This window comes from Pseudomonas sp. GW822-FHT03F08 (assembly GCF_058801265.1).
In genome coordinates this window covers 218,134-243,003 of the sequence record NZ_JBXANC010000002.1, presented here as the reverse complement: position 1 = coordinate 243,003, position 24,870 = coordinate 218,134, and the positions used below count along the sequence as shown (strand labels likewise).

The 24,870-nt window shown below is 62.4% G+C and carries 22 protein-coding genes; 13 read left to right on the top strand and 9 right to left on the bottom strand.

The features are described from left to right. Nucleotides 1–8 precede the first annotated feature (8 nt). From AC1RME_RS05010 to AC1RME_RS04965, 10 genes are all read left to right on the top strand, one after another. Nucleotides 9–1,052 (top strand): hypothetical protein, encoded by a 1,044-nt coding sequence (locus tag AC1RME_RS05010; protein WP_493090636.1) that lies wholly within the window; start codon nucleotides 9–11, stop codon nucleotides 1,050–1,052. 15 nt (nucleotides 1,053–1,067) lie between these two features. After that, complete coding sequence (locus tag AC1RME_RS05005) at nucleotides 1,068–2,048, top strand: AAA family ATPase (RefSeq protein ID WP_493090634.1); 981 nt, start codon at nucleotides 1,068–1,070, stop codon at nucleotides 2,046–2,048. 8 nt (nucleotides 2,049–2,056) lie between these two features. Continuing rightward, a complete protein-coding gene (locus AC1RME_RS05000) occupies nucleotides 2,057–2,995 on the top strand; it encodes a DUF58 domain-containing protein (RefSeq protein ID WP_493064753.1) in 939 nt (312 codons plus the stop codon). Next, on the top strand, nucleotides 2,992–3,480 hold the full coding sequence (locus AC1RME_RS04995) for a DUF4381 domain-containing protein (RefSeq protein ID WP_102621377.1): 489 nt from the start codon (nucleotides 2,992–2,994) through the stop codon (nucleotides 3,478–3,480). The genes AC1RME_RS05000 and AC1RME_RS04995 overlap by 4 nt, the downstream gene beginning before the upstream one ends. Then, nucleotides 3,467–4,459, top strand: a complete 993-nt coding sequence (locus AC1RME_RS04990) for a vWA domain-containing protein (RefSeq protein WP_493090631.1) — start codon at nucleotides 3,467–3,469, stop codon at nucleotides 4,457–4,459. Before AC1RME_RS04995 ends, AC1RME_RS04990 begins: the two co-directional genes overlap by 14 nt. A 1-nt stretch (nucleotide 4,460) precedes the next feature. Next, complete coding sequence (locus tag AC1RME_RS04985) at nucleotides 4,461–6,026, top strand: VWA domain-containing protein (RefSeq protein ID WP_493090629.1); 1,566 nt, start codon at nucleotides 4,461–4,463, stop codon at nucleotides 6,024–6,026. Continuing rightward, nucleotides 6,023–7,327, top strand: coding sequence for a BatD family protein (locus AC1RME_RS04980; protein ID WP_493090627.1), 1,305 nt, complete (start codon nucleotides 6,023–6,025; stop codon nucleotides 7,325–7,327). The genes AC1RME_RS04985 and AC1RME_RS04980 overlap by 4 nt, the downstream gene beginning before the upstream one ends. Further along, nucleotides 7,324–8,346, top strand: a complete 1,023-nt coding sequence (locus AC1RME_RS04975; RefSeq protein WP_096820243.1) for an HAD family hydrolase — start codon at nucleotides 7,324–7,326, stop codon at nucleotides 8,344–8,346. Before AC1RME_RS04980 ends, AC1RME_RS04975 begins: the two co-directional genes overlap by 4 nt. A gap of 72 nt (nucleotides 8,347–8,418) precedes the next feature. Then, a complete protein-coding gene (locus tag AC1RME_RS04970) occupies nucleotides 8,419–10,005 on the top strand; it encodes an arylsulfatase (protein ID WP_096820242.1) in 1,587 nt (528 codons plus the stop codon). 107 nt (nucleotides 10,006–10,112) lie between these two features. Continuing rightward, nucleotides 10,113–12,617, top strand: a complete 2,505-nt coding sequence (locus AC1RME_RS04965) for a spermidine synthase (RefSeq protein WP_493090625.1) — start codon at nucleotides 10,113–10,115, stop codon at nucleotides 12,615–12,617. A gap of 50 nt (nucleotides 12,618–12,667) precedes the next feature. Here AC1RME_RS04965 and AC1RME_RS04960 read toward each other — a convergent pair whose 3' ends face one another. Continuing rightward, a complete protein-coding gene (locus tag AC1RME_RS04960; protein ID WP_096820241.1) occupies nucleotides 12,668–13,339 on the bottom strand; it encodes a DUF3313 domain-containing protein in 672 nt (223 codons plus the stop codon). Nucleotides 13,340–13,551: 212 nt separating this feature from the next. Between AC1RME_RS04960 and AC1RME_RS04955 the strand changes: the two genes are divergently transcribed. Further along, entirely contained in the window at nucleotides 13,552–15,900 is a 2,349-nt protein-coding gene (locus AC1RME_RS04955) for a tetratricopeptide repeat protein (protein ID WP_493090623.1), read from the top strand. A gap of 42 nt (nucleotides 15,901–15,942) precedes the next feature. Here AC1RME_RS04955 and AC1RME_RS04950 read toward each other — a convergent pair whose 3' ends face one another. The 3 genes from AC1RME_RS04950 to AC1RME_RS04940 form a co-directional block, all read right to left on the bottom strand. Continuing rightward, a complete protein-coding gene (locus tag AC1RME_RS04950) occupies nucleotides 15,943–16,917 on the bottom strand; it encodes a hypothetical protein (RefSeq protein ID WP_493090621.1) in 975 nt (324 codons plus the stop codon). Nucleotides 16,918–17,056: 139 nt separating this feature from the next. Next, nucleotides 17,057–17,536 (bottom strand): DUF934 domain-containing protein, encoded by a 480-nt coding sequence (locus AC1RME_RS04945; RefSeq protein WP_096820238.1) that lies wholly within the window; start codon nucleotides 17,534–17,536, stop codon nucleotides 17,057–17,059. Next, nucleotides 17,533–19,206, bottom strand: a complete 1,674-nt coding sequence (locus tag AC1RME_RS04940) for a nitrite/sulfite reductase (protein ID WP_096820237.1) — start codon at nucleotides 19,204–19,206, stop codon at nucleotides 17,533–17,535. Before AC1RME_RS04940 ends, AC1RME_RS04945 begins: the two co-directional genes overlap by 4 nt. A gap of 324 nt (nucleotides 19,207–19,530) precedes the next feature. Between AC1RME_RS04940 and ccoN the strand changes: the two genes are divergently transcribed. Both ccoN and AC1RME_RS04930 read left to right on the top strand, forming a co-directional pair. Next, nucleotides 19,531–20,958, top strand: coding sequence for a cytochrome-c oxidase, cbb3-type subunit I (gene ccoN / locus AC1RME_RS04935; protein ID WP_096821819.1), 1,428 nt, complete (start codon nucleotides 19,531–19,533; stop codon nucleotides 20,956–20,958). A gap of 15 nt (nucleotides 20,959–20,973) precedes the next feature. Beyond that, a complete protein-coding gene (locus AC1RME_RS04930; protein WP_096821818.1) occupies nucleotides 20,974–21,195 on the top strand; it encodes a CcoQ/FixQ family Cbb3-type cytochrome c oxidase assembly chaperone in 222 nt (73 codons plus the stop codon). Nucleotides 21,196–21,242: 47 nt separating this feature from the next. Here the strand turns inward: AC1RME_RS04930 and AC1RME_RS04925 are convergent, their stop codons facing one another. The 5 genes from AC1RME_RS04925 to AC1RME_RS04905 form a co-directional block, all read right to left on the bottom strand. Then, complete coding sequence (locus tag AC1RME_RS04925; protein WP_493090618.1) at nucleotides 21,243–21,734, bottom strand: hypothetical protein; 492 nt, start codon at nucleotides 21,732–21,734, stop codon at nucleotides 21,243–21,245. 115 nt (nucleotides 21,735–21,849) lie between these two features. Next, entirely contained in the window at nucleotides 21,850–22,359 is a 510-nt protein-coding gene (locus AC1RME_RS04920) for a GNAT family N-acetyltransferase (protein ID WP_493090616.1), read from the bottom strand. A gap of 67 nt (nucleotides 22,360–22,426) precedes the next feature. Next, on the bottom strand, nucleotides 22,427–23,404 hold the full coding sequence (locus tag AC1RME_RS04915) for a LysR family transcriptional regulator (protein ID WP_493090614.1): 978 nt from the start codon (nucleotides 23,402–23,404) through the stop codon (nucleotides 22,427–22,429). Nucleotides 23,405–23,443: 39 nt separating this feature from the next. Next, on the bottom strand, nucleotides 23,444–24,391 hold the full coding sequence (locus AC1RME_RS04910; protein ID WP_493070570.1) for a peptidylprolyl isomerase: 948 nt from the start codon (nucleotides 24,389–24,391) through the stop codon (nucleotides 23,444–23,446). Then, complete coding sequence (locus tag AC1RME_RS04905; RefSeq protein ID WP_493090612.1) at nucleotides 24,388–24,855, bottom strand: YbjN domain-containing protein; 468 nt, start codon at nucleotides 24,853–24,855, stop codon at nucleotides 24,388–24,390. The genes AC1RME_RS04910 and AC1RME_RS04905 overlap by 4 nt, the downstream gene beginning before the upstream one ends. Between the last annotated feature and the right edge of the window lie 15 nt (nucleotides 24,856–24,870).

Sequence of the window (24,870 nt, the reverse complement as noted above, 5' to 3'; positions counted from 1 at the left end):
CGCCAGGGATGGCCATCGCTCGCCGCTTGACCTTATGCAGCGCATTGTTCAGCAGCCTGGCCTGCGCGGGCGGTGATTTACCGGGGCTCGGTAGCGCCCCCGCCAACCCGGTCACCAAGGGCGATCCGGAAACCTGCCATCGCCTGCAACAGAACTTCGACATCGACCTGAAGGACGTCGTGAAGGCTGGTTGCGACCCGTCCACCGAACAGATCTCCAAACTGATGGATAACCCGGTGGGCAATCTGGTGCTGCTGGTCAACCAGTTCGACTACACCGCGCTCAAGGGCCCGAACAGCAACGGCACACGGATGCTCGGCAAGTACAGCTTCATGCCGACCTTCCCGATCTCCCTCGGCGAAGACTGGAATCTGATCAACCGCGTGCCGATCAGCTACGTCAGCGCTCCGGTCAACCACAGGGCCGGCAACCTGATCGGCATGGGGCCGAATGAAATCCTCAGTGATCGCGACGATTTCGCCTCGGTGGTCGAGGATCCGTTTGACCGCACCAGCGGCTTCGGCGACCTGACCTACGTTGGCGTGTTCTCGCCCAAGCAACCGGTGCGTTTTGCCGGCGGCGGCAAGATGGTCTGGGGCTTCGGCCCGACGGCGATGTTCCCTACCGCTGAAAAGGACGTGCTCGGCACCGGCAAATACTCGCTGGGCCCGGCGTTTGTCGCTGCCTATCTGGGCGAAGACTGGACACTGGGGGTTTTCCCGCAGCACTGGTGGTCGGTCGGCGGCGACAGTCATCGCAAGGACGTCAGCCTGACCAACGTGCAGTACTTCATCCAGCGCGTGATTCCCGGCCCGGCCCAATGGCGGGTCGGCATGACGCCCAACGTCACGGTCAACTGGAAGGCTGACGGCGGCAACAAGGTCACCTTCCCCGTCGGCATCGGCGCCGGGCGGATCTTCAATTTCGGCAAGTTGCCGGTGCGGATTTCCGGCGAGATCCAGTACTCGGCGATCCACCCCGAAGACCAGATCAGCAGCCGCTGGAATTTCCGGCTGTCGTTCGTTCCGGTCATCCCGACCTTCATGTTTTGAGCAAGGACTCGCGCCATGACCGCACTCACCGACCTCAACGCCCTGCAGGCCAGCATCGCTGAAACGGTGCTCGGCCAGGATCAGGTGATCCGGCAGATCCTGCTCGGCCTGCTGGCCAACGGGCACTTGCTGCTGGAAAGCCTGCCGGGGCTGGCCAAGACCCGCACGGTCAAGGCGCTGGCCAGGCATCTGGACGCGAAGATGAGCCGCATCCAGTTCACCCCGGACCTGCTGCCCTCGGACATCACCGGCGCCGAGGTGCTGCATCAGGTCGAAGGCAAAAACGAGATCCGTTTCCAGCCCGGCCCGCTGTTCGGCAATCTGATTCTGGCCGACGAGATCAACCGTGCGCCGGCCAAGGTGCAAGCGGCATTGCTCGAAGCCATGGAAGAACGGCAGATCACCGTGGCCGGTAACAGCCACGTGCTGCCGGAGTTGTTCATTGTCGTCGCGACGCAAAACCCGATTGAACAGGAAGGCACCTATCCGCTGCCGGAAGCGCAGATGGACCGGTTCCTGATGAAAGTGCTGCTCGATTACCCCAGCGCCGACAACGAGAGCCAGGTGCTGCGACTGCTGCGCGCCGAAGAGTTCGCCCAGGGCGCCAACACCGCGCCGGCCAAGGGCTTCGAACTGGCGCAGGAAGTGATCTTCGCCGCACGCAAGGAAGTCAGCGCGGTGCACGTCTCCCCTGCCATCGACCGTTACCTGATCGACCTGATCAACGCCACCCGCCATCCGGCCGATTACGACGAAGACCTCGGCCGCTGGATCACCATCGGCGCCAGTCCGCGCGGCGGCATCGGGCTGGACCGTTGCGCCCGCGCCGATGCGTGGTTGCAGGGCCAGGATTTCGTTTCGCCGGACAACGTGCGCGCCGTGGTGCATCCGGTGCTGCGCCATCGCCTGCAACTGAGCTACGACGCGGTGGCCGATGGCGTCAGCGCCGATCAGGTGCTGGACCGGATTCTCGACAAGGTGGCGATTCCCGCCTGAGGCCTGATATGGAAAGCACCGACGGGCTGGTCTATGTCTCTCTCGCACAGTTGATGGCGCTGGAGTTCAAGGCCCGTGATCTGAGTTTCCTGGCCCGCCAGCCACAGGGCAGCATCCTCGCCGGCAACCACGCCTCGCGCCTGCGTGGCCGGGGTTTGAACTTCGATGAGTTGCGCCGCTATCAACCCGGAGACGACTTGCGCCATCTCGACTGGCGCGCCTCGCTGCGCACCGGCAAACCGGTGGTGCGCACCTTCACCGAGGAACGCGATCGCCCGGCGCTGATCGTGGTCGACCAGCGCATGTCGATGTTTTTCGGATCGCAGCGCAGCTTCAAATCCGCTGTCGCCGCCGAACTCGGCGCACTGGCGGCGTGGATGGTATTCCATGCCGGGGACCGGGTCGGCGGGCTGGTCTTCAACGATCGGCGCATCGACTGCATCGCGCCGCTGCGCAGCCGCAAACGGGTCGAGGTCTTGCTCAGTCGCATCGCCGAGCAGAATCAGGCGCTGAATGCCGGCAACCCCGACGCCGAAGACGAGGATCAACTGGACAAGGCCTTGCAGCGTTGCCTGGCGCTGGCCGGGCATGACCATCTGATTTGCATCGTCAGCGACTTTGCCGGGGCCGGCGAACGCACCTTGCAGTTGATGCGGCAACTGTCAGCACACAACGATGTGATCGCTCTGCAAGTCTACGACCCGTTGGCGATGAAGCTGCCGAGCGATGGTCGACTGCTGGTCACCCAGGGCCAGTTGCAAGTGGAACTGGCGGTCGAGAAACGCAACGTGCATCAGCCGCTGGGGGATTTTCTCGGTGGCCGGCTCAAGGACGTCGCCACCCTGCTGCGCCGCAGTCAGGTGCCGCTGATGATGTTCAGCACCGCCGAAGAAGCCCATCAGCAATTGCGCGCCGAGCTTGGCAAAAGCGCCGGACCCCGGCGGTGAACCCGAACATTCCGAGCATCGAACAACTCAAGGAGTTGGGCCTGCCCGCGCCGATCAGTTACGCGCCACAGACCTGGGGCTGGTGGGTGTTGCTCGCCGTTCTGCTACTGACAGCGCTGGCGATCGGGGCGCGGCGGTACCGGCAATGGCGGCGCGATCAGTATCGGCGGGAAGCGCTGGTGCGGCTGGCGCAGTTGCGTGATCGCAGTGATGACCTGAATGCCTTGCGCGAATTGCCGGAGTTGCTCAAGCGTGTGGCTATTTCCATGCCGCAATCGCAATCGGTCGCAGCCGCTGAACAAGAGGACTGGCAACACTTCTTGCAGCAACACAGCAAAAAAACGCTGCCCGCCGATTTCAGTCAGCAACTGGCCCGACTGGCCTACGCCCCCGACGACGTCCTGCGAGACCTGCCTGCACCGCAGCGGCAGGCGCTGTTCGACACCTGCCAACACTGGGTGGAGCACCATCATGTGGCAGCTTGATTACCCGTGGCTGTTACTCCTGCTGCCGCTGCCCTGGCTGGCCTACCGCTGCCTGCCCGCGTATCAGGAAGCCCGCAGCGCCGTGCGCGTGCCGTTCTTCAACGCTATGAGCCGCGCCGTGGGTGAAACACCGCGCACCGCCGGCAGCCGGCGCAATCACTGGCAACTGCTGCTCAATTTCCTGGTGTGGGCCTTGTTGCTGCTGGCCGTCGCCCGTCCGGTGTTCGTCGAAAAACCCATCGAGCGCCAGCAACCGGTGCGCGACCTGATGCTTGCGATCGACATTTCGCAGTCGATGGAAACCGAAGATTTCACCAACACCAGTGGCCAGAAAATCAATCGCCTGGCAGCGGTCAAAGACGTCGTCCAGACCTTCATCGACAAGCGCAAGGACGACCGCCTCGGCCTGATCGTGTTCGGCAGCGGCGCCTATCCGCAGGCGCCGCTGACCCTTGATCACGCCAGCCTGTCGCTGCTGCTGGCCGACACCGGCATCGGCATGGCCGGCCCGAACACCGCGATTGGCGATGCCATCGGTCTCAGCCTCAAGTTGCTGGACAAGACCCATGAACAGGAAAAAGTCCTGATCCTGCTCACCGACGGCAACGACACCAGCAGTGCGATCACGCCGGACCATGCCGCCGAAATGGCCGCTGCAAAAGGCGTGGTGATTCATACCATCGGCATCGGCGACCCGAGTGCCTCCGGCGAGGCCAAGGTCAATCTGCCGGGGCTGGAGCAAATCGCCAAAACCACCGGCGGCCAGTTCTTCCGTGCCGAAGATCGCAACGCGCTGGAGCAGGTCTACAGCACCCTCGACCGTCTCACGCCGCATCAAGTGAAAACCCTCAGTCATCAGCCGCAACGCGAACTGTTCCACTGGCCGTTGGGCGCGGCCCTGCTGGTGCTGGCGCTGTATCACCTCGGCGCGCTGCTGCACCCACGGCTGGCGGTTGCACGTCAGCGGCAGGAGGCCTGAGATGGAGATCAATCTCGGTGACTTCCACTTCCTGCGCCCGCTGTGGCTGCTGTTGGCGCTGTTCGGCGCCCTGCTGCCGTGGCTCTGGCGCCGTGGCCGTGACCTGCAACGCAGGCTGCGCGGCAACATCGCCGGGCATCTGCTGCCGCACTTGCTGGTCACCCCGCAGGATCACCAGCGCCTGCGTCCGGTGCACTGGCTGTGTGCGCTGCTGATGCTTGGCGCGGTGGCAGCGGCCGGGCCGACCTGGGAGCAGGATCGCCCGGACTTTCTGGAGAATCGCGCGCCGCTGATCGTGGCTGTCGATCTGTCGCCGTCGATGGATGCCAACGACGTGCAGCCCACTCGCCTTGAGGCCGTCAAACACAAGCTGCATGACCTGATCCAGCGCCGCGCCGGTGCCCGCACCGCGCTGATTGCCTACGCCGGCAGCGCGCATCTGGTGCTGCCGCCAACCGATGATCCGGCGCTGCTCGACACGTTCATTCAAGCGCTGGGCACCGGGCTGATCGACAAACCGGGCAAGAACGTCGGCGCAGTGATCGATCAGGCCAGGCGGTTGCTCAACGCTGAAAAGGTCCCGGGCAGCCTGCTGCTGATCACCGATGGCGCCGACACCGCACCGCTTGAAAAACCGGATGAGCAGTTGCAAGTACTGGTGCTCGCGGTGGGCAATCAGGATGGCGGCATCATTCAGGACGCCACCGGCCAGCCACGTATCGATGCCAACGGTCGCCCGACCCTGGGCAGTTTCGATCCGGCCGCCATCAAGAAACTGGCCTCGGCGCTCGATGCGCCGCTCGGCAGCCTGACGCTGAATGACGACGACCTGGACTGGATCGAACTGCACGCGCAGCAGCACTTCCAGAGCGCCAGTGCCGAGCAGCGGGAATTGCACTGGAAAGACGCCGGTTACTGGCTGTGCTGGCCGCTGGTGTTGCTGGCGCTGTTAAACGTGCGCAAGGGTTGGAGCGTGAACTGGATGCCGGCGCTTGCAGTGGCCGTGGGCCTTGGCTGGCCAGCAGCGCCGGCTCAGGCCAACGCGCTGACCGACGCTTTCTTTACCCGCGACCAGCAAGGGCGCTGGGCCTTCGAGCATGAGCATTTCCCGCAGGCGGCGGCGCTGTTTGTCGATCCGTACTGGAAAGGCGTGGCGGCCTATCACGCGGCTGACTACGACCTGGCGCTGGCGACCTTCGCGCGGCTGGACACGCCGCAGGCGTATTTCTATCTGGGCAACATTTACGTGCGCCGCTTCAAGTTCGACGAGGCCATCGCGGCGTACACCCAGGCCCTGAAGCTGCAAGCGCAATTCCCCGAAGCCACGGCCAATCTGGCGTTGGCGATTGCCTTGCAGAAAGACACCGTGAGCGCCGAACAGAACGCGCCGCAAACCAAACCGGACGAGGTCAAGTTCGACAAGGCACCGGGCAAGGGCCAGAGCAAAGCGGTCGAGACCGAACAAGCGGCGTCGGATGCGCTGTGGTTGCAGAACCTCACGACCTCCCCGGCGAAATTCCTCAAGCAGAAATTCAGCTTGCAGGATCAGGCGGGGGCCAAGCCATGAACCGGTTGATAGGGCTTGTGTGCCTTTTGAGCGCCCAGATAGCAGCCGCTGAACCGCAGCTGCGCGTGCAGGCTCACCTGCAACCCGCCGATGGCGCCATCGTCGGCGGCCTGCTGGCGCTGCAACTCGATGTTCTCACCGACACCTGGTTCACCAGCGCCCCCACCCTGCCCGACCTGAAGCTTGACGGCGCGCTGGTCATGCCGCCGGACGGTCAGGCCCAGCACCTGAACCAGACCTTCGACGGCCAGAATTTCACGGGCCTGCGCTACAGCTATCTGATCACGCCAAACGCTGCCCGGGGTTTCAACATTCCGGCCCTGACCGTGCGCGCCAGCCCCGGTCAAGCCACCAGCGAGATCAGTGCCCAGAGCCAGCCGCTACAGTTCAGCGCCGCCCAGCCACCCGGTTTCAAACCCGGTGAAACGCCGCTGGTGGCCACGGGGCTGCGCTTCAATCAAACCCTCATCAACTCGGCGACGCCGCTGAAAGTCGGCGACAGCATCACCCGCCAACTGACGCTGCAGGCCGACGGCGCACTCGCCATGGCGCTGCCCGCTCCAGCGCTGGTGGAGGTCAACGGACTGAGTCGCTATGTGAAGACCCCGCAGATCAGCAATCTGGATGACGGTCGCGGCGATATCCTCGGCGGTCAGCGCATCGACAGCGTCAGCTATCGCATCGACACGGCCGGCGCCCACACCCTGCCGGCCATCGAGGTGAAATGGTGGGATTCGCGCGCGCAGCAAAGTCGCACCGCGCAGGTTCCTGCAATCACTTTAGAGGCCGCCGCCAACAGTGCGTACAAGCCGGTGTTCTCGATCACCGAAGACCTCAAACGACTCGGCCAGAACAATCGCCTGCACCTTTCCCCCCATTGGCTGGCGTGGCTGGCCTTGCTCGTCGTACTGATCGTTGGCGGCTATCTGGGCTGGCCAGCGCTCAGCCGTGCCCGCCAGCAGTGGCAAACCCGCAAGCACAAACGAGCGCTGGCCTGGCAGCAATCAGCCGAAAGCGCGTGGCAACAAATCACCCCGCAACTCACCAGCAAGCCTGCGCAATTGAGCGCTGTTTATCTGTGGCTGCGCCGCCGTGGGCTGGGCTTGAAACTGGTCGATTCAGGGCAACGCCTGCAAGGACTGTTGCGTGGCCTTTACGGCCGCGAACCGGCCACCGAACAAACACTGGGCCAACTGCGCCAATCGTTGTCTACGCTTCACAGTCAGGCCGAACAGCAGCAGGCCCGATCGGCCCCGGCCTTGCGCCCGCTCAACCCCGTCCACGAGAAGGATTTCCCATGACGAACCCGATGCTGCACCGCCAACGTTTTGGTCTGGCCCTGTTGTTCAGCCTCGCACTGCCATTGCTGGCCCAGGCCAGCGAGCCGCTGCCGTCATGGAACGACGGGCCGGCGAAAAAGCACATCATCGAATTCGTCCAGGCGATCACCGACCAGTCCGGCAAGGACTTCGTCAAACCCGCCGAACGCATTGCCGTGTTCGACAATGACGGCACGCTGTGGAGCGAGCAACCCGCGTATTTCGAGTTGCTGTTCGCCTTCGACGAGGTCAAGCGCACCGCGCCGCAGCATCCGGAATGGAAGACCACGCAACCGTTCAAGGCCGTGATCGAGAATGACCACAAGGCGCTCGCCGCCGCCGGCATGGACGGCATCCTGAAGATCTTCGCCGCCACCCACACCGGCATGACCACCGACGCCTTCGATGACTACGCCAAAACCTGGCTGACCCAGGCCCGGCATCCGAAAACCGGCAAACCGTACACCGAGATGATCTTCCAGCCGATGCTGGAAATGCTCGACTACCTGCGCAGCCAGGACTTCAAGACCTACATCGTTTCCGGCGGCGACACGGCGTTCATGCGTGCCTTCGCCGAGAAGGTCTACGGCATCCCGCCGGAGCAAGTGATCGGCACCACCTTCGTGACGGCGTTCAGCTACAAGGACGGCAAGGCCTCGATCGTGCGCACCGCCAAACTGGCGCACAACGACGACGGTCCCGGCAAACCGGAAAGCATCGATGCGGTGATCGGTCGCCGGCCGATCCTCGCGTTTGGCAACTCCGACGGCGACCTGCAAATGCTCCAGTGGACGGCGGCAGGCCCCGGCAAACGCTTCATGGGCCTGGTGCATCACACCGATGCCAAACGCGAATGGGCCTATGACCGAAAATCCGAGATCGGGCGCCTGGACAAGGCCCTCGACGAAGCGAATTCCCGTGGCTGGACCGTTGTGGACATGGCGAGCGACTGGCGCCGGATCTACCCGTTCGATCCACCCGCCCCCGAGCAAGTGAAATAACAAAAGCGTGACGCAGGACTGCAAGAAACGTTTGACGCACCACACCACCCCCGCGCAAAAGGAGCAAGTCTGATGACTCGCATACGCAAGTGGCTACCGAAACTCGCCCTCGTGGCAACGTCGGTGATGGCGCTGTCGGCAACTGCCACAGCCGCTGAAAAACCCAACATTCTGGTGATCTTCGGCGATGACATCGGCCAGACCAACATCAGCGCCTACTCGATGGGCGTGGTCGGCTACAAGACGCCGAACATCGACCGGATCGCCAAGGAAGGCATGATGTTCACCGACTACTATGCGGAGAACAGCTGCACCGCAGGACGATCCTCCTTCATCACCGGTCAGACGCCACTGCGTACCGGCCTGTCGAAAGTCGGCGCACCGGGCGCCACGGTCGGGCTGCAAAAGCGCGATATCACGATTGCCCAGGCACTCAAGTCCCAGGGCTACGCGACAGGCCAGTTCGGCAAGAACCACCTCGGTGACAAGGACGAATACCTGCCGACCAACCACGGCTTCGACGAGTTCTTCGGCAACCTCTATCACCTCAACGCCGAAGAAGAACCGGAACGTCCTTACTGGCCGAAAGACGATGCAGAGTTCGTCAAGGCCAACTCCCCGCGTGGCGTGATCCACAGCTTCGCCGACGGCAAGATCGAAGACACCGGCGCGCTGACCACCAAACGCATGGAAACCATCGACGACGAAACTACCGCCGCCGCCCAGGCGTTCATCGAGAAACAAGCCAAGGCCGACAAGCCTTTCTTCGTCTGGATGAACACCACCCGCATGCACTTGTTCACCCACGTGCGTGATTCGATGAAGGGCCAGAGCGGCATGCCCGGCAACGAGTACGCGGACGGCATGGTCGAGCACGACGGCGACGTCGGCAAACTGCTCAAGACCCTCGACGACCTGAAAATCGCCGACAACACCATCGTCGTCTACACCACCGACAACGGGCCGAACCAGTTCTCCTGGCCGGACGCGGCGACCACGCCGTTCCGCAACGAGAAGAACTCCAACTGGGAGGGCGCGTACCGCGTACCAGCGATGATCCGCTGGCCGGGCAAGGTCAAACCGGGTGAGGTCTCGAACGAGATGTTCTCCGGACTCGACTGGTTCCCGACCTTGCTCGCGGCGGCCGGTGATACCGATGTCGCCAGCAAGCTGCTCAAGGGTTGGGCGCCCACCAGCGGCGGCACCAACTTCAAGGTGCATCTGGATGGCTACAACCAGTTGCCTTACCTGACGGGCCAACAACCGAACGGTGCACGCAACGAATTCTTCTACTTCAACGACGACGGCATGCTGGTATCGATGCGTTTCGGCAACTGGAAAGCCGTGTTCGCCGAGCAGCGTGCGCCCGGTGGCTTCGCGGTGTGGAGCAACCCGTTCACACCGTTGCGCGTACCGAAAATCTTCAACCTGAGGATGGACCCGTATGAGCGGGCCGACGTGGTGTCCGATCAGTATTACGACTGGTCGACCAAGAACGTGTATCTGGTCGCCGTCGCCACCACCAAGGCAGCGCGCTTCCTCCAGACCTTCATCGAGTATCCGCCAAGCCAGAAACCGGCGAGCTTCAGCATCGACCAGATCCGTGCGGCGGTGGACGCGAAGATCGAAGAAAAAATGAAGAACCAGCCTGCACAGTAAGACCGCTGGACCGCCGCTCGCCGTCAATGGCGAGCGGCCCTTTTTAGTGGTCGTTCCCACGCTATGCATGGGAACAATCATTCATCAACCGGAACAAGGCAGTCGCAATGTCCTCACGTGTCGCCAGCAAGTCGTCGGCCCATCCCCTCCCGCATACCGCCGCCCCGGCGTTGCTGATCCCCGCCCTGCTGCTGTGCATTTCCGGCGCGGCGGCGCTGGTGTATCAGGTGTTGTGGATCAAGCAGCTGTCGCTGGTGGTCGGGGTCGAGGTCTACGCGATCACCACCGGCATCAGTGCCTTCTTTGCCGGGCTGGCTATCGGTGGCTGGCTGTTCGGGCGTTGGGCGGATCGCCTGGCGCAACCGGTTTTGCTATATGCCGGGCTGGAAGTACTGGTGGCCGTGCTGGGCGTCGGTGCGACGTTTGCCATGAGCGTGGCGGCCAGTCCGTTTGCCTGGTTGCAGGATCATGTCGGTCTGTTGGCCTGGGTGTTGCCGTTCATGCTGGTGGGCGTTCCGGCCGTGTTGATGGGCGGCACGCTGCCGGTGCTGGTGCGCTCGCTGGGCAGTGCGCCGGGCAAGGGCGGCGGCCAGTTGTACGCGGCGAATACCCTGGGGGCGATTGTCGGCACCCTGCTCGCGGCGTTCGTGCTGATCGCCACCCTCGGCGTGCGCGGTAGTGCGTTGGCCGCAGCGATGCTCAATCTGCTGGCCGCCGCCGGCGCATTGGGTTGGCAGCGCCAACATCCGATGCCGGTCGAAGCCCCGCTCAAACATCACACTGAAAAAGCGCCGGATCGCACCGCCCTCTGGCTGTATTCCATCGCCGGCGGCGTGGCCCTCGGTTACGAAGTGGTGTGGTCGCAGTCGATCGTGCAATTCATGAGTACCCGCACTTACGCGTTCGCCGTGGTGCTGGCAACCTACCTGACCGGGCTGTTTATCGGCAGCGCCCTGCTCGCCCGTCGCGTCGAACGGATTCGCGATCCGTGGGGCGTGTTCGGCTTGCTGATCGCTGGCGCGGGATTGATCGCCCTGCTGGAAATCGCCCTGCTCGGTCGCTGGCTGGTGATCGCCCAGAGTCAGGCGGAAATCTGGCTCGTGACTCAAGGCGCCAGTGAACTGGCCGGCATGAGCGCACGTTTCGCTGTTGCGGCGTTGTGCATTGTGTTCCTGCCGACCTTGCTGCTGGGCGCGGCGTTTCCGTTGGCCCTGCGTTTGAGTGTCGGCCACGAGCATGTCGGCCGCGATGTCGGCGCGGTGGTAGCGTTCAACACGTTGGGCGGAATCATCGGCGTGATGCTCTGCGGTTTCCTGCTGATTCCATTGCTGGGGTTGGTACGCACGCTGGGCCTGCTGGCGATCATTGCCGCCGGCATCGGCTGGTTCGCCGTGCGCAAGGGCCATGGCGTGAAGAAAGGCCGGCGTCAGGCAGTGGCCGCGTTGGGCTTGCTGTCCGTTGCACTGGCCGTGCTGACGCCGGTCGACAAACTCGCCAGCCTGCTCCCCGGCGCGCGCAACGGCACGCTGGCCTTTTATGAAGAGGGACGCGGCGGCACGGTCGCGGTGGTCACTCAAGGTCGAGGCCAGAACGCTTTCCAGCGCCTGTACATCCTGGGCGTGTCGAATACCGGCGATGCGATGCCGTCGCTGCGCTACATGCGGATTCAGGCGCTGCTGCCACTGCTGATCCACAACGGCGAGCCGCGCTCGGCGCTGGTCATCGGTTTCGGTACCGGCATCACTGCCGGCGCGTTGCTGCGCTATCCGGGGCTGGAACATCGGGTCGTGGCCGAGCTGCTGCCGTCAGTGATCAAGGCTGCGCCGTTGTTCAAGGGCAACTTCAACGCTGCCAGCGATCCCGGCGTCGATGTGCGGCTGCGCGACGGTCGTCAGGAACTGCTGCGCAGCCCGCAGACCTACGACCTGATCACCCTCGAGCCGCCACCGCCCTCCGCGGCCGGCGTGGTCAATCTGTATTCCCGGGACTTCTATCAACTGGCGGTCAGTCGCCTGAATGCTCAGGGTCTTGTGGCGCAATGGCTGCCACTGCCGACCCAGAACATCGACGACTCGCGTTCACTGGTGCGCAGCTTCCTCGACGTCTTCCCGTACGCGACGCTGTGGACCAGCGAGTTCCACGAGATGCTGCTGGTAGGCTCGCTGACACCCATCGAACTGGATGCCGAAAAAATCACCCGACGCCTGCAACAGGACAGCGTACGCAGCACCTTGCAGGACGTCGGCATCGGTTCGGCGCCGGCGTTGCTGTCGACCTGGGTCACCGATCGCGCCGGTCTGGAACGTTTTGCCGCCGACGCACCGGCGGTGACTGACGATCAGCCGCGCATCGAATACGCGCCGTGGGTCCGATCCAAAGAGATCACCCGGGTGCTGCCGGCGTTGCTGGATCTGTATGTCACACCGCCGCTGGTGAATGCCGATGCCGGGTTCGCTGAACGGATGCAGGGGCACAGACAGCGCCTGATGCAGTTCTATCGCGCAAGCCTGCACGCCTATGACGGTGATCGGGATGCCTGGGGCCGGGATATTCGCGAGGTGATGCAGGGAGATGGAGGGAATCCGTATTTCCGCTGGTTTGTCGGGCAGTGACTCTCGTCATCCGATCATTCCCACGCGGTGCGTGGGAATGATTTCCGGGACTATTTGGCTTTCATCTTCAGATACGACTGATGCATGTCCGACGCCCAGCCATCGATCACGGCTTTCACGTCATCGGCCTTCATCACCTGGGAGTCGTTCTGCAGCGGTTTGCCGGTGCCTTTGCGCACGACCTGGGCCACGACCTTGTTATTGCCGCCATCGAGGAACACCGCTTCGGTGGCCAGGGTGGTTTCCTGATCGCGGATGCCGCTGGCGGTACTGACCGCTGCCGCCACCAGGGCAATCGGGATCACTTCATAGGCATGCAGCCCTTCGGTCTTGCTGCTCACGGCGGTGATCGCCGCACGCACCACGATCACGCCCGGGCCAGGGCCGCTGGCCAATGGCAAGGATTTGCCCACTTCACGCTTGAGCGCCTGATCGTAGTAAGCGGTGATGCCATTGAGGGTCTGTTGCGGAATCTTCACGGTCGGTTGAGGTTTTGGGTAGAGCTGCGTCGGTTCGATATAGACGCTGGTGAACTTGTTGATATCGAGCTTGGGATCGACCCAGCGCATCACCTCGGCCCCGGACGGTGACTTGGCCTCCTTGAGTTGGCTGTAGTCCTTGAGAAACCCGGAGTACTCATCTGGAGCGACGGTTTTGCTGGAGCAACCCACCACGCCAAGAGTGGCAATGCACAGGGTGCTCATCATCACGGCTAGCTTCATGCTGTAACTCCTGTCAGAAGGCCTGATTTGTTGCATTGGGGAGTTACAGGTATAGCTAAAAACCCGCGAATTGCGATCAGAACACACAATATTGGCGCGGTGCCGTGTACCGGTTCACAACGGTCATTTGACAGATGCCGGGCATCCGGCAAAGCTGCATCGAGCTTGAACGCACGCCAGAAGGCCAATGCACCTGGACTACGGAAGTCGCAATGCCCAAGCATAAAAATAACGATGCACCGCGCCAGCCTGATGCTTCACCGACCTCGATTTCACGCTACCTGTTTCCCGTCACCATTGGCCTGCTGCTCGCGGCCGTGGCGGGGATCGGCTGGTTTCTGTTCAGCCCCGCTCCGGCACCGGTCAAAGTCGTGCCGGTCAGCACGCCTGTTGCGGTAGCGGCCAAACCTGCAGCAACACTGCCCGCGTCCATGGTTGATGAACAGCAATGTCAGGGCTGTCACCAGGAACAGGTCAAGGACTGGCAAGACTCCCATCATCAGTTGGCGATGCAACCGGCGAATGCCGAAACCATGCTCGGTGACTTCAACAATGTCACCTTCAAAGCCGAAAACGAATCCACCCGTTTCGCGCGCAAGGGCGACGAGTTCTGGGTCAATACACCTGGCGTCGACGGCAGGAACGCCGACTTCAAAGTCGCCTACACCTTCAGCATCGCGCCGCTTCAGCAATACCTGATCGAAGTCGGTGAAGGCCGCTTGCAGGCCCTTGGCGTCGCCTGGGATACCGAGAAAAACCGCTGGTTTCACCTCTACCCCGGCCAGGGCGTGAACTTCAAGAATCCGCTGCACTGGAGCAAGCCGAGCCAGAACGCCAACTTCATGTGCGTCGAGTGCCACACCACCGGGTTCAAGCGCAATTTCGACGCGGCCAGCAACACCTTCGCCAGCCACTGGAACAGCCTCGGCGTCGGTTGCCAGGCCTGTCATGGGCCGGCGTCGAATCATCTGCAATGGACGGCGAAGAAAACCGACCTGATTCACGCCGGCTTCGACGTCGATCTCAAGGACAAGAACGCCACCGTCGAGATCGAAACCTGCGCCCGCTGCCACGCTCGCCGCGCGCCGCTGGGCGATGGCTACACCGTCGGCAAACGGCTGATGGACGATTACCTGCCCAGCACCCTGACCCGCGAACTGTATGCGCTGGACGGCAAGATCAAGGACGAAGTGTTCGAACACGGCTCCTTCGCCCAGAGCAAAATGTTCGACAAGGGCGTGCGCTGCAGCAACTGCCACAACCCTCACAGCACCGAGTTGAAAGCACCGGGCAACGCGGTGTGCCTGCAATGCCACAACAGCGCCGGCAAGACCTCGGTGGAAGGCGTCGACGGCCAGGGCCTGCAAGCGAAGAACTACGACTCCATCGAACACACCCGCCACACCATGGGTCAGCCCGGCTCGCAATGCGTGGATTGCCACATGCCCGGCAAGTTCTACATGGGCAACGACTTCCGGCATGACCACAGCTTCAGCATCCCCAACCCGGAGCGTGCGCAAAAGCTCGGCACGCCAGACGCCTGCCTGACCTGTCATCAGGGCAAGGCCGGCGACAAGGTCACCGCGCAATTCAAACTGTGGACTGCCTCGACCGAACCTCAAGCGCCGCGTTACGACGAGAGCCTGTGGCTGATTCGCAACGGCCAGCCCGGCGCCGCACAAGCGTTGTACGAGCAATTGCAGCGCAGCAACCTGCCGGCAATCCAGCGAGCGACATTGCTCGCGGAATTGCCACTCTATCCAAGTGAACAGGCGCTGAAACTGGCGACCACGGACCTGAAGCACCCGGCGTCACAGGTACGCGAAAGCGCGGTACGGGCGATCAGCGCGTTCCTGCCACCGCCAGAGCGCTTGCCGCTGTTGACGCCGTTGCTCGGTGATCCGGTGAAAGCAGTACGAATCGTCGCTGCGCGGGATCTGCTGAGTGTTGCCCGCAATGGCCTGGGCCCGGCTCAGGCCAATTGGGACGTGGCGATTGCCGAGTACGAAGCCGTGCAGAAGAGCCTGGCCGAACGTGCCGAAGCCAACCTGAACCTGGCGATGCTCTATCAGGCCAGCGGTCGCGGCTCGGAAGTTGAAGGGCTGTTGCGAACCGCACTGAAGCGCGACCCGGACTTCTACCCGGCGCTGGTCACGCTGGTGCAATGGCTGGAGGCCAATGGTCGTGGTCAGGAGGCGCAGCAACTGCTCGATGCCAGCCTCAAGCAACACCCTGACGCGGCCCTGCTGCAGCACACCCGAGGCCTGTCACTGATTCGCGCGGGCAAAACCACTGAAGCCATGTCGGCGCTTGGCAAAGCCGCACAACTGGAACCGCAGAACGCGCAATACGGTTACGTGCTGGCGGTGGCGTTGCATGACAGCGGCAAGGTGGATCAGGCAAGCGAGCAACTGGAGAAACTGCTCAAGGTACAACCGGCGAACCGCAATGCGCGGTTGTCGCTGATTCAGTGGTATCTGGACAGCGGGCAGGAGCCGAAGGCGCAGGTGCTGTTGCAGGGGTGGAAGAAGATGAATATGGGGGATCCGGCATTGAAATGAAAACGGGCGGGAGCAACGCTTGGTTGCTCCCGCCCGATTGCGTTACCAGGTCGAAGTCTCTCCACTGCGCAACGCCATCTCCCGCCGACTGTTAATCCGCATCGCCTTGATCAGCGAAACCGTGCCCACCAACAACAACGCAGCACCAAACAGGAAGTCGATGTTGTACAGCTGGAAATCCTGCACCGGCCCCACCAGCACCGTGCGCACCACGCCGATCCCCACCAGCGTGGCGAGGAAGTCGATCCCCGGCTCATCGCGGTAGAACACCAGCAGCAACGGCAGGCACAACACCAGCAGCATCAACAGCACCACAACCTTGAACGCGCCTTTGCGCTCGACGCTGAAGGCGCATTCGTGGTGGCCGTAGGCTTTGTAGTCCTCGTCGCGGACCATCACGTTTTTCTCGTTGATGTAGTCGGCGCGGTTGTATTTCTGGATCGGCGTGAAGGTGTTGGACATCTCCATCAGCGTGGTGATGTTCTTGAAGCGCAGGTCGACACGCTCGTTGCCCTTGAGGTAGTACAGGACTGGCTTGTAGCCGTAGCGATAAGTGTCGAAAGGAAACTCGGTGACCCGCCCCTGAACGCCGATCGGGCGCGATTCGAGTTGGGCAAAGGCACTCTTGTCGGTCGAGGCGAGGTTGCGGCTCAGCGGCAGGACCTTCACTTGCTCAAGGAAGATCGGCGTGGCGCCGTAAGTCCACTGCAACGGTTCCAGGCGCAGACGCAGTTCGTTGCGGCCCAGGTCATAGCGGTTGAAGGTGCGTTCGGACACCACCACCGCACCGCTGAGCATGAACTCGCCGCGCAGGTTGTTGGTGATGCGCAAGGTCAACTGATCCTTGCCCAGCAGCGCCGCATCCGAGGACGGCGGCGTGCCGCACCACGCGGTGCTTTCGCCGACACCGCCGAGCTGACCGCCACGGCTTTCGTTGAATACGTAGATGTAACCGGCCCACAACGTCAGCATCAACAGCAACGCCGTCAGGCCCAAGATCTTCTTGCCCGCACTCACAAACAGACTCCCTTCTTCGTTCCGTCGTCCAGCCGAAAACCCGCTGGCGACGGGGACTCTACCAAAAGGCCACCATCGACCCAAGGAAAAATCCCCGATTTGTAAGGGTTCTAAGGGTTTCCCCTGTGCGGGCCTCGCTTCAACGCCGCCTGAACAACGGTCGCGGCTCGATGACGGAGCGCCCGTACAACACGCTCATCCCCGCCAACCCCTTGAGCGCATCCTCGGCGGATTTGTCCTCGCGCACGGCGAAGCTGTCGAACCCGCACTGGCGCATGTGGCTCAGTTGATCGCGCAGCACATCGCCAATCGCCCGCAATTCGCCTTTCCAGCCAAAACGGCTGCGCAGCAGATAAGCCTGACTGTAGGCGCGGCCGTCGCGAAAACTCGGGAAATCGAGGGCAATCAGCGGCAGCGATGCCAACCACGGCAGCAGGCTTTCGACGCCGTCGTCCGGGCCCAGCCAGACTGCATGGGTCGAGGGTGATTCGAGCCAGTGGGCCAGCGGCAGAATCGACATGTCAGCGGCGCCATCCGTATCCGGTGAACGGATCAGCGTCCATGGATCGTCGAGCACAATCCGCGCCCCGCTCGCCTCCATCCGCAGCAGATTGTTCATGCCGACACCTCCAGCGTTTTCGGGTAGACCCGTTCCTTGAACGGCTCCAGCCCGATGCGCGCCACGGTATCGACAAACAGTTCTTCGCTCTCGCGGTAGCGCACGAAGGTGCCGATGATCCGTTCGATCACCTGCGGCACTTCGGCAGCGCTGAACGACGGGCCGATGACTTTACCCAGCGCGCTGTTTTTGCCCTGCGACCCGCCGAGGGTGATCTGGTACCACTCGCTGCCGTTCTTATCGACGCCGAGAATCCCGATGTTGCCGATGTGGTGATGGCCGCAGGCGTTCATGCAGCCGGAAATGTTCAGGCTGATATCACCGAGGTCGTGCAGGTAATCGAGGTTGTCGAAACGCGCCTGAATCGCCTGGGCAATCGGAATCGACTTGGCGTTGGCCAGCGCACAGAAATCGCCACCGGGGCAGGCAATGATGTCGGTCAACAGGCCGACATTGGCAGCACCCAGCCCTTGCTCTTTCGCCAGTTGCCACAACGCGAACAGCTCGGACTTGGGCACATCCGGCAGAACGATGTTCTGCTCGTGGGCGATACGGATTTCGCCGAAACCGAAACGTTCGGACCAGTCGGCCACCGCCAGCATCTGCAAACCGGTCACGTCCCCCGGGGGCGAGGCCAGGCCCGGTTTGGTCGACAGCACCACGCTGGTGTAGCCCGGCACCTTGTGCGGTTGCACATTGCGCGCAACCCAACGGGCGAACGCCGGGTTGTCGGCCAGGTACGTGCCGAAATCCAGATCGGTGCCCGCCAGAGTCCGGTAGCTCGGTGGGACAAAGGCGTTGGCAACCCGCAGGTATTCGTCCTCGGTCAGTTGCGCCGGGCCATCCTTGAGGTGTTGCCATTCTTCTTCGACTTCCTTGGCGAACGCCTCGATACCCAGCGCCTTGACCAGAATCTTGATCCGCGCCTTGTACTTGTTGTCCCGTCGGCCGTGACGGTTGTAGACCCGCAGCACCGCCTCGACGTAGGACAGCAAGTGCTGCCACGGCAAACCGTCGCGGATCTGCAGACCGAGGATCGGCGTGCGCCCCAGACCACCGCCAACGATCACTCGCAGCAGCATCTGCCCGTCGCGGCCGGGGTAAAGGTAGAGGCCGATGTCGTGCATCATGATCGCCGCGCGATCCTGTTTCGCCGAGCAGATGGCGATCTTGAACTTGCGCGGCAGGAACAGGAATTCCGGGTTGATCGTCGACCATTGCCGCAGGATCTCCGCCAGCGGGCGCGGGTCGATCAACTCGTCTGCCGCGACCCCGGCGAAGGCTTCGGTGGTGATGTTGCGCACGCAGTTGCCCGAGGTCTGGATCGCATGCATGTTGACCTGCGCCAGACGTTCGAGAATGTCCGGCACCTCGTGCAGTTCGATCCAGTTGAACTGCATGTTCTGCCGCGTGGTGAAGTGGCCGTAGCCACGATCGTAGTCACTGGCAATGCTCGCCAGTGTGCGCATCTGTTCGGCGCTCAGCGTGCCGTAAGGAATGGCCACCCGCAGCATGTAAGCGTGCTTTTGCATGTACAGGCCGTTTTGCAGACGCAGCGGCAGGAACTCTTCTTCGCTCAACTCCCCGGCCATGAAGCGCTCGACCTGATCGCGAAACTGCGCAACGCGCTCGAACACCAGTGCCCGGTCGTAATCGTCGTATTGATACATCGGCTACCTCATCAGGAATGCACAGATTCCTGTGGGAACGGGCGAACCCGAGATAGCGCCAGTTCGCGTCTGGCGCTATCTCGGGTTCGCCCGTTCCCACAGTATTTTCCCTGACTATGGACGAACGGCGCAGTGCACAACAGATTCACCTGAACACATAAAAACCGTATCAGGGCGCGGCAGATGGCCGCAGGCAGCGCTTCGATCTGATCCGCACAAATGATCAATTCCTGAGCCTGTTTTGTTTCCGGTGGGGTTTCTACAGTGCAGCTCGTGCCAGACCGGGTGGCCTGGCAAGACTTTGCAACCGTGGAAGAATTGACCATGAGCACAGCAACAATCGGACAGGCTTATAACTACAAGGTCGTCCGCCAATTCGTCATCGCGACTGTTTTCTGGGGTGTCGTGGGCATGGCGATGGGGGTATGGATCGCCTCGCAACTGGTATGGCCGGACATGAATCTGGACTTGCCGTGGACCACCTTCGGCCGCTTGCGACCGTTGCACACCAGTCTGGTGATTTTCGGCTTCGCCGGCAGTGCGCAATTCGCCGCCAGTTACTACGCGGTACAGCGGACCTGTCAGGTGCGGCTGTACTCGGACAAACTCGCAGCCTTCACTTTCTGGGGCTGGCAATCGGTGATCGTGATCATGCTGGTCACCCTGCCGATGGGCTACACCACCACCAAGGAATACGCCGAGATCGAATTCTCCGGCGCGGTGTGGATGGCGGTGGTCTGGGTCGCGTATGCCGTGGTGTTCTTCACCACCGTGGTACAGCGCAAGACCAAACACATCTACGTCGGCAACTGGTTCTTCGGCGCGTTCATCCTGGTGATCGCCATGCTGCACGTGGTCAATCACCTGTCGATTCCGGTGGACTGGTTCAAGTCCTATCCGGTGTATTCCGGCGCCACCGACGCCATGGTGCAGTGGTGGTACGGGCACAACGCAGTGGGGTTCTTCCTAACCACCGGGTTCCTCGGGATGATGTATTACTTCGTGCCGAAACAGGTCAATCGGCCGGTGTACTCGTACCGGTTGTCGATCGTGCACTTCTGGGCGCTGATCACCCTGTACATCTGGGCCGGCCCGCATCACTTGCACTACACCGCGCTGCCAGACTGGGCGCAGTCGCTGGGGATGGCGATGTCGCTGATTCTGCTGGCCCCGAGCTGGGGCGGGATGATCAACGGGATGATGACCCTGTCCGGCGCCTGGCATCAGTTGCGCACCGACCCGATCCTGCGTTTCCTCGTCCTGTCGCTGGCGTTCTACGGCATGTCGACCTTCGAAGGCCCGATGATGGCGATCAAGACCGTCAACGCCCTCTCCCACTACACCGACTGGACCATCGGCCACGTACACGCCGGCGCGCTCGGCTGGGTGGCGATGATCACCTTCGGCGCGACCTACCACATGGTGCCCAAGGTCTTCGGCCGCGAGCGGATGCACAGCACGCCGCTGATCAACCTGCACTTCTGGCTGGCGACCATCGGCACGGTGTTGTACATCGCTTCGATGTGGGTCAACGGCATCACTCAGGGTCTGATGTGGCGGGCGATCAACGAGGACGGCACGCTGACCTACTCGTTCGTCGAAGCGCTGCAGGCCAGCCATCCGGGGTTTGTCGTACGGTTTGCCGGTGGGGTGTTCTTCCTGACGGGCATGTTGCTGATGGCCTACAACGTATGGCGCACCGTGCGGGTGGCGGATGTCGCGATTGCCCACCGTGAAGCGCAGATCGCCTGATCAAGGGAGCCGGTCATGTTCGATATCTTTTTGAATGTGTTGGGCGTGCTGTTTTTGTGGCTGTCGGTGGAGTATTGCTTGCGCCACGAAACGGCTGAAAGCCTGGATGATGCGAGTCTGACGCCGTTTGCCGATGATCCGGAGGTGGCTCGGCGGGTTGAGTTGGCTACGGGCAAGACTGTGAAGGCGGTGGCGCCGGAGGTGGCGAAGCCGGGGTGGGTCAACCTCGAAATGTAATTGCACCCGATGATCGATCCCACACTGGGTGTGGGATCGATTTGGCCCTAGGTGCGATCGCGCGGAATCAGGCTCTGCAGCTGCTGCGCCAGAAAATTCGCATCAAACACAAACGTATCCGGATCCTTCAACCCATTGGTCTTGCGCCACTGCCACTCCCCGCCCGGCAGCCCCACCAGCGAAATACTCCCGTACCGCGCCGCCGTCAGCCCCATCACCGCCAACGAAATCTGCCCGCCACTGCCCATCACATCCGGCACGAACTCCACCGGTTTGCCGGCGATCACGATGCTCAGTTTTTCAGTCTTGAAGGTTGACGTCTCAACCTGAATGCTCGGCCCGAACGCCACGTACGCCTCCCGACTCACCTCCAGCAAACCCGGCGCCTGCACCGGTGCCAGCCATTGCTGGATCTGCCCGAACAACTCAGTGATCCGTGTAGCCCAGGTCGCCGACTGGGTCTCGAACAATTGCTTCTTGTGCGCTTCGCTGTCGGCATAGTGGCGAAGCATTTCGCCCAGTTGCTGTACGTCGTCCATTGCGGTGTTCCTTCAAGGAGCGGTGCTGCGGACTTTGAGCATGGCAGATGCCGATGACGACCGTACAAGTCATTTGCCTGCACGGTCGCCTCGTCAGCCATTGACGGACAGAAGGTCAGCGTTTGCGCAGACGCGCCATGCTCAGGGTGTCGACCCATTGCCCGTCACGCACGGCGTAATCGCGGAACAGGCCCTCGGTTTCGAAACCGAACTTGCGATAGAGCCCGATGGCCGCCTCGTTGTCGGCGTACACCGAAAGCTCGACCCGGTGCAGGTTCATCCAGTTGTCCGCCACGTCCAGCGTCGTCGCCAACAGCTTCGAACCGACACCCTTGCCCTGCCACGCCACCGCAACGGCCATGCCGACACTGCCGGCGTGACTGCGGCGAATCCGTGAGAACTGTTCCAGCCCCAGATTGCCAATCACCACCCCCTGATGCAGCGCCACCAGTTGCACCACCCGCTCGTTGTCCGGCGCGAGGCGTTTGCGCCAGACCTCGGTGGTCTGAAACGGCATCTGCAACACCTGCCGGGTCACGGCCGGGTCGTTATAGAGCGCTGTGATGCCCTCGACGTGGGATTCGTTGAAACGTTCGAGGTGAATGGCGGGGTTGTGCTCAGGCATGAAAGATCCCTCCTGGATCAGTGCGTGGCCGGTCACTGTAAACCGGCGCAACTGATTCTGGCGAGACCTACTCGAACCACTCCTGTCGCTCATTGAACGTTCGCTGAATCAACTCAACCAACGTCTGCACCTCCCCCACCGATTCTGACTCCCTGTTCACCGCCAACCAAGCCTGCAACCGCATCGCCTCCCCAAACAACCCCGGCAACGCCACCAGCCCGCGATCAAACCGGCTCATATACATCGGCAGCAAACCAATGCAAGCGCTGCAGCGAATCATCTCCAGCATCAGCTCATAGGACTGCATCTGCACCACCCCGGCCAAGCGCTGTTCGACCAGTTCATTCCACGGTCGAAAGCTGTCGATCTGCCGATCATGCTGCCATTGCACCAGCATGAAATCGGCAAGGTCGTCGGGACTTTCCGGGCGTGCAGTCACGCGGGAGTAGCGTTTGGCGATGTGCGGCTGATATTCCAGTTGCGCGAGGCGTTGCGGTTCGCTGGTGGCGAAGGTCGGGCCGGGATGTGGGGTGTCGCCATGGGCGAGCCAGAGCACGATGTCGGCACTGACGGCACTCAGGGCCAGTTCGCTGTCGAGGGCGATGATCTCGAGGCGCACGCTGGCGTTGCGGCGCAGCAGTGCGATGAGGTCGCGGCCGAGGATGTCGTGCAGGATCGATTCGGCGACCGCCAGCCTGATCAAGGGTTGCTCGATCACCGGGAGTTTGCGTTCGTGGGCCAGGGCAACCAGTTGCGCCTGCAATTGCTGGCCTTCGCGGGTCAGGGTCAAGGCGCTGCCCTGGAAGCTGAACAGCGCACATTGCAATTGCTGTTCAAGCTGCGCCAGTTGCTTGCGCAGCAGGGTCGAGCGCACGTTGAGGCTGCGGGCGGCCTGCATGAAGCAGCCGCAACGGGCGCTGACCAGAAAGTATTGGGCGACGTCGCCGTCGAGGGTCGCGGCGTGCGCCGGCCAGGGTTCTTCCTTGTCCCGGGGCCAGCGGAAATCGGCGCTGCTCTGTCGTGCTGCGGGTTCGGTGAATGACATCGATGACTCCCTGTCGATCTTTGTTTTGGTGTGCAGCGCTTAAGGTTTGGTCTCCAGCACCTTGTTGAGCTCGGCCCCGTCGATGCTCAGCGTCGCGGTGTTGAGCATGCCGTCCAGATACGCTTGGGCGATCTGTTCCTGACGCTGGGCACGCAAGGCCTGAGTCAGTTGGTCGCGCAACTCGTCGAGGGTCGCGGTGCGGGCCGGTTGTTGTTCGGTGAGTTTGATCACGTGAAACCCGGCGCTGCTTTGCACCGGTTCAGAGACCGCGCCGACCTTGAGCCGCGCCACCGCACCACGCACTTCCGGCACCAGTTGCTGCAACGGCTGCAACCCTGTGTCGCCGCCACGTTCAGCGGTCAGGCGATCCTGGGAAAACTCTTTGGCCAACGCCGCGAATTCTGCTGGGGTCGACTGCGCCTTCTTGCTCAACTCCGCCGCCTGCTTGCGCACAGCGTCAAGATTCTGCGGCTCATTCACGCCGAGGAAAATCTGGCTGACCCGATACAGCGCCGGCGTCTGCCAATTGGCCTTGCCCGCGTCATACGCCTGCTGCAACTCGGCAGCACTCGGGTAATCCGCCGGTACTTTGCTCACCGACTGAAGATAGTCGCGGAACACGATCTGCTCGGTGGCTGCACGGGTTTGCCGCACCACGTCCGGACGCTGCGCCCAGCCCTGGGCATCGGCCTGTTCCAGCACGGCTTTTTCAGCCAGGCGTGAACGAATCCAGCGCTCCAGCGCTTCACGATTGCCGCGCAATTGCTCGCGGGTCTGCGGCGGTACGGCCGCCAGCAACGCCTGCAACTCCTCCGGCGACACCTGCTGATTGCCCAGCCGCGCCACCGCCGGCCCGGCATTCGCCGCAATGACCGGCGCCGGTTGCTGGGCGGCGACCGGGTCATTGCCCGGCCGCACCACCAGCGCCACGGCCACCACCAACAGCGCCACCGCAGCGGCGCTGATTACCATGGCAGGTTTCGTCACAGCGCGACTTCCTCTTGCTGAACCTTTGGAGCCTGGGCGGCAGCAGCGTTCTGGGTGAAGTCACGCAGGTAAACGATGAATTCCTGAAGCAGGCGATCCCACAATTCCAGGTTGCCGCGCAGGTAATCGCTGCTGACGCCAGCGGCCACCACCACGTCCATTTCCATCACCAGAAACTCGCCCTGCAACGACAACCGGGCAAAGCGACGGGTCGCGTTCCACTGCTCGGCCACACCCGCCGGCAACTCACCCTGCACGCGCAAGGCGCAGCTGAAGGTGAAGTCGACGTAGCTGCCCTGCTCCGCCACCGCCGGGTTGCCGAAGCGCACGGCGTAACCGATGCCCTGGCTCGCGCTGAGCAACTGGACGATACCGTTCTGTTCGGTCTGGTTGACGCGATAACCGGCGGCTTGCAGTACGTCGGTCAGGGATTGCGGGGAGACGTGGGAGATCAATTGAGTCATTACTTCTTCCTTGTT

Excerpts from the sequence above, each read along its gene's own strand:
- AC1RME_RS05010 (WP_493090636.1), top strand. The coding sequence starts at position 9 with ATGGCCATCGCTCGCCGCTTGACCTTATGCAGCGCATTGTTCAGCAGC.
- AC1RME_RS05005 (WP_493090634.1), top strand. The coding sequence starts at position 1,068 with ATGACCGCACTCACCGACCTCAACGCCCTGCAGGCCAGCATCGCTGAA.
- AC1RME_RS05000 (WP_493064753.1), top strand. The coding sequence starts at position 2,057 with ATGGAAAGCACCGACGGGCTGGTCTATGTCTCTCTCGCACAGTTGATG.
- AC1RME_RS04990 (WP_493090631.1), top strand. The coding sequence starts at position 3,467 with ATGTGGCAGCTTGATTACCCGTGGCTGTTACTCCTGCTGCCGCTGCCC.
- AC1RME_RS04985 (WP_493090629.1), top strand. The coding sequence starts at position 4,461 with ATGGAGATCAATCTCGGTGACTTCCACTTCCTGCGCCCGCTGTGGCTG.
- AC1RME_RS04980 (WP_493090627.1), top strand. The coding sequence starts at position 6,023 with ATGAACCGGTTGATAGGGCTTGTGTGCCTTTTGAGCGCCCAGATAGCA.
- AC1RME_RS04975 (WP_096820243.1), top strand. The coding sequence starts at position 7,324 with ATGACGAACCCGATGCTGCACCGCCAACGTTTTGGTCTGGCCCTGTTG.
- AC1RME_RS04970 (WP_096820242.1), top strand. The coding sequence starts at position 8,419 with ATGACTCGCATACGCAAGTGGCTACCGAAACTCGCCCTCGTGGCAACG.
- AC1RME_RS04965 (WP_493090625.1), top strand. The coding sequence starts at position 10,113 with ATGTCCTCACGTGTCGCCAGCAAGTCGTCGGCCCATCCCCTCCCGCAT.
- AC1RME_RS04960 (WP_096820241.1), bottom strand. The coding sequence starts at position 13,339 with ATGAAGCTAGCCGTGATGATGAGCACCCTGTGCATTGCCACTCTTGGC.
- AC1RME_RS04955 (WP_493090623.1), top strand. The coding sequence starts at position 13,552 with ATGCCCAAGCATAAAAATAACGATGCACCGCGCCAGCCTGATGCTTCA.
- AC1RME_RS04945 (WP_096820238.1), bottom strand. The coding sequence starts at position 17,536 with ATGAACAATCTGCTGCGGATGGAGGCGAGCGGGGCGCGGATTGTGCTC.
- AC1RME_RS04940 (WP_096820237.1), bottom strand. The coding sequence starts at position 19,206 with ATGTATCAATACGACGATTACGACCGGGCACTGGTGTTCGAGCGCGTT.
- ccoN (WP_096821819.1), top strand. The coding sequence starts at position 19,531 with ATGAGCACAGCAACAATCGGACAGGCTTATAACTACAAGGTCGTCCGC.
- AC1RME_RS04930 (WP_096821818.1), top strand. The coding sequence starts at position 20,974 with ATGTTCGATATCTTTTTGAATGTGTTGGGCGTGCTGTTTTTGTGGCTG.
- AC1RME_RS04925 (WP_493090618.1), bottom strand. The coding sequence starts at position 21,734 with ATGGACGACGTACAGCAACTGGGCGAAATGCTTCGCCACTATGCCGAC.
- AC1RME_RS04920 (WP_493090616.1), bottom strand. The coding sequence starts at position 22,359 with ATGCCTGAGCACAACCCCGCCATTCACCTCGAACGTTTCAACGAATCC.
- AC1RME_RS04915 (WP_493090614.1), bottom strand. The coding sequence starts at position 23,404 with ATGTCATTCACCGAACCCGCAGCACGACAGAGCAGCGCCGATTTCCGC.
- AC1RME_RS04905 (WP_493090612.1), bottom strand. The coding sequence starts at position 24,855 with ATGACTCAATTGATCTCCCACGTCTCCCCGCAATCCCTGACCGACGTA.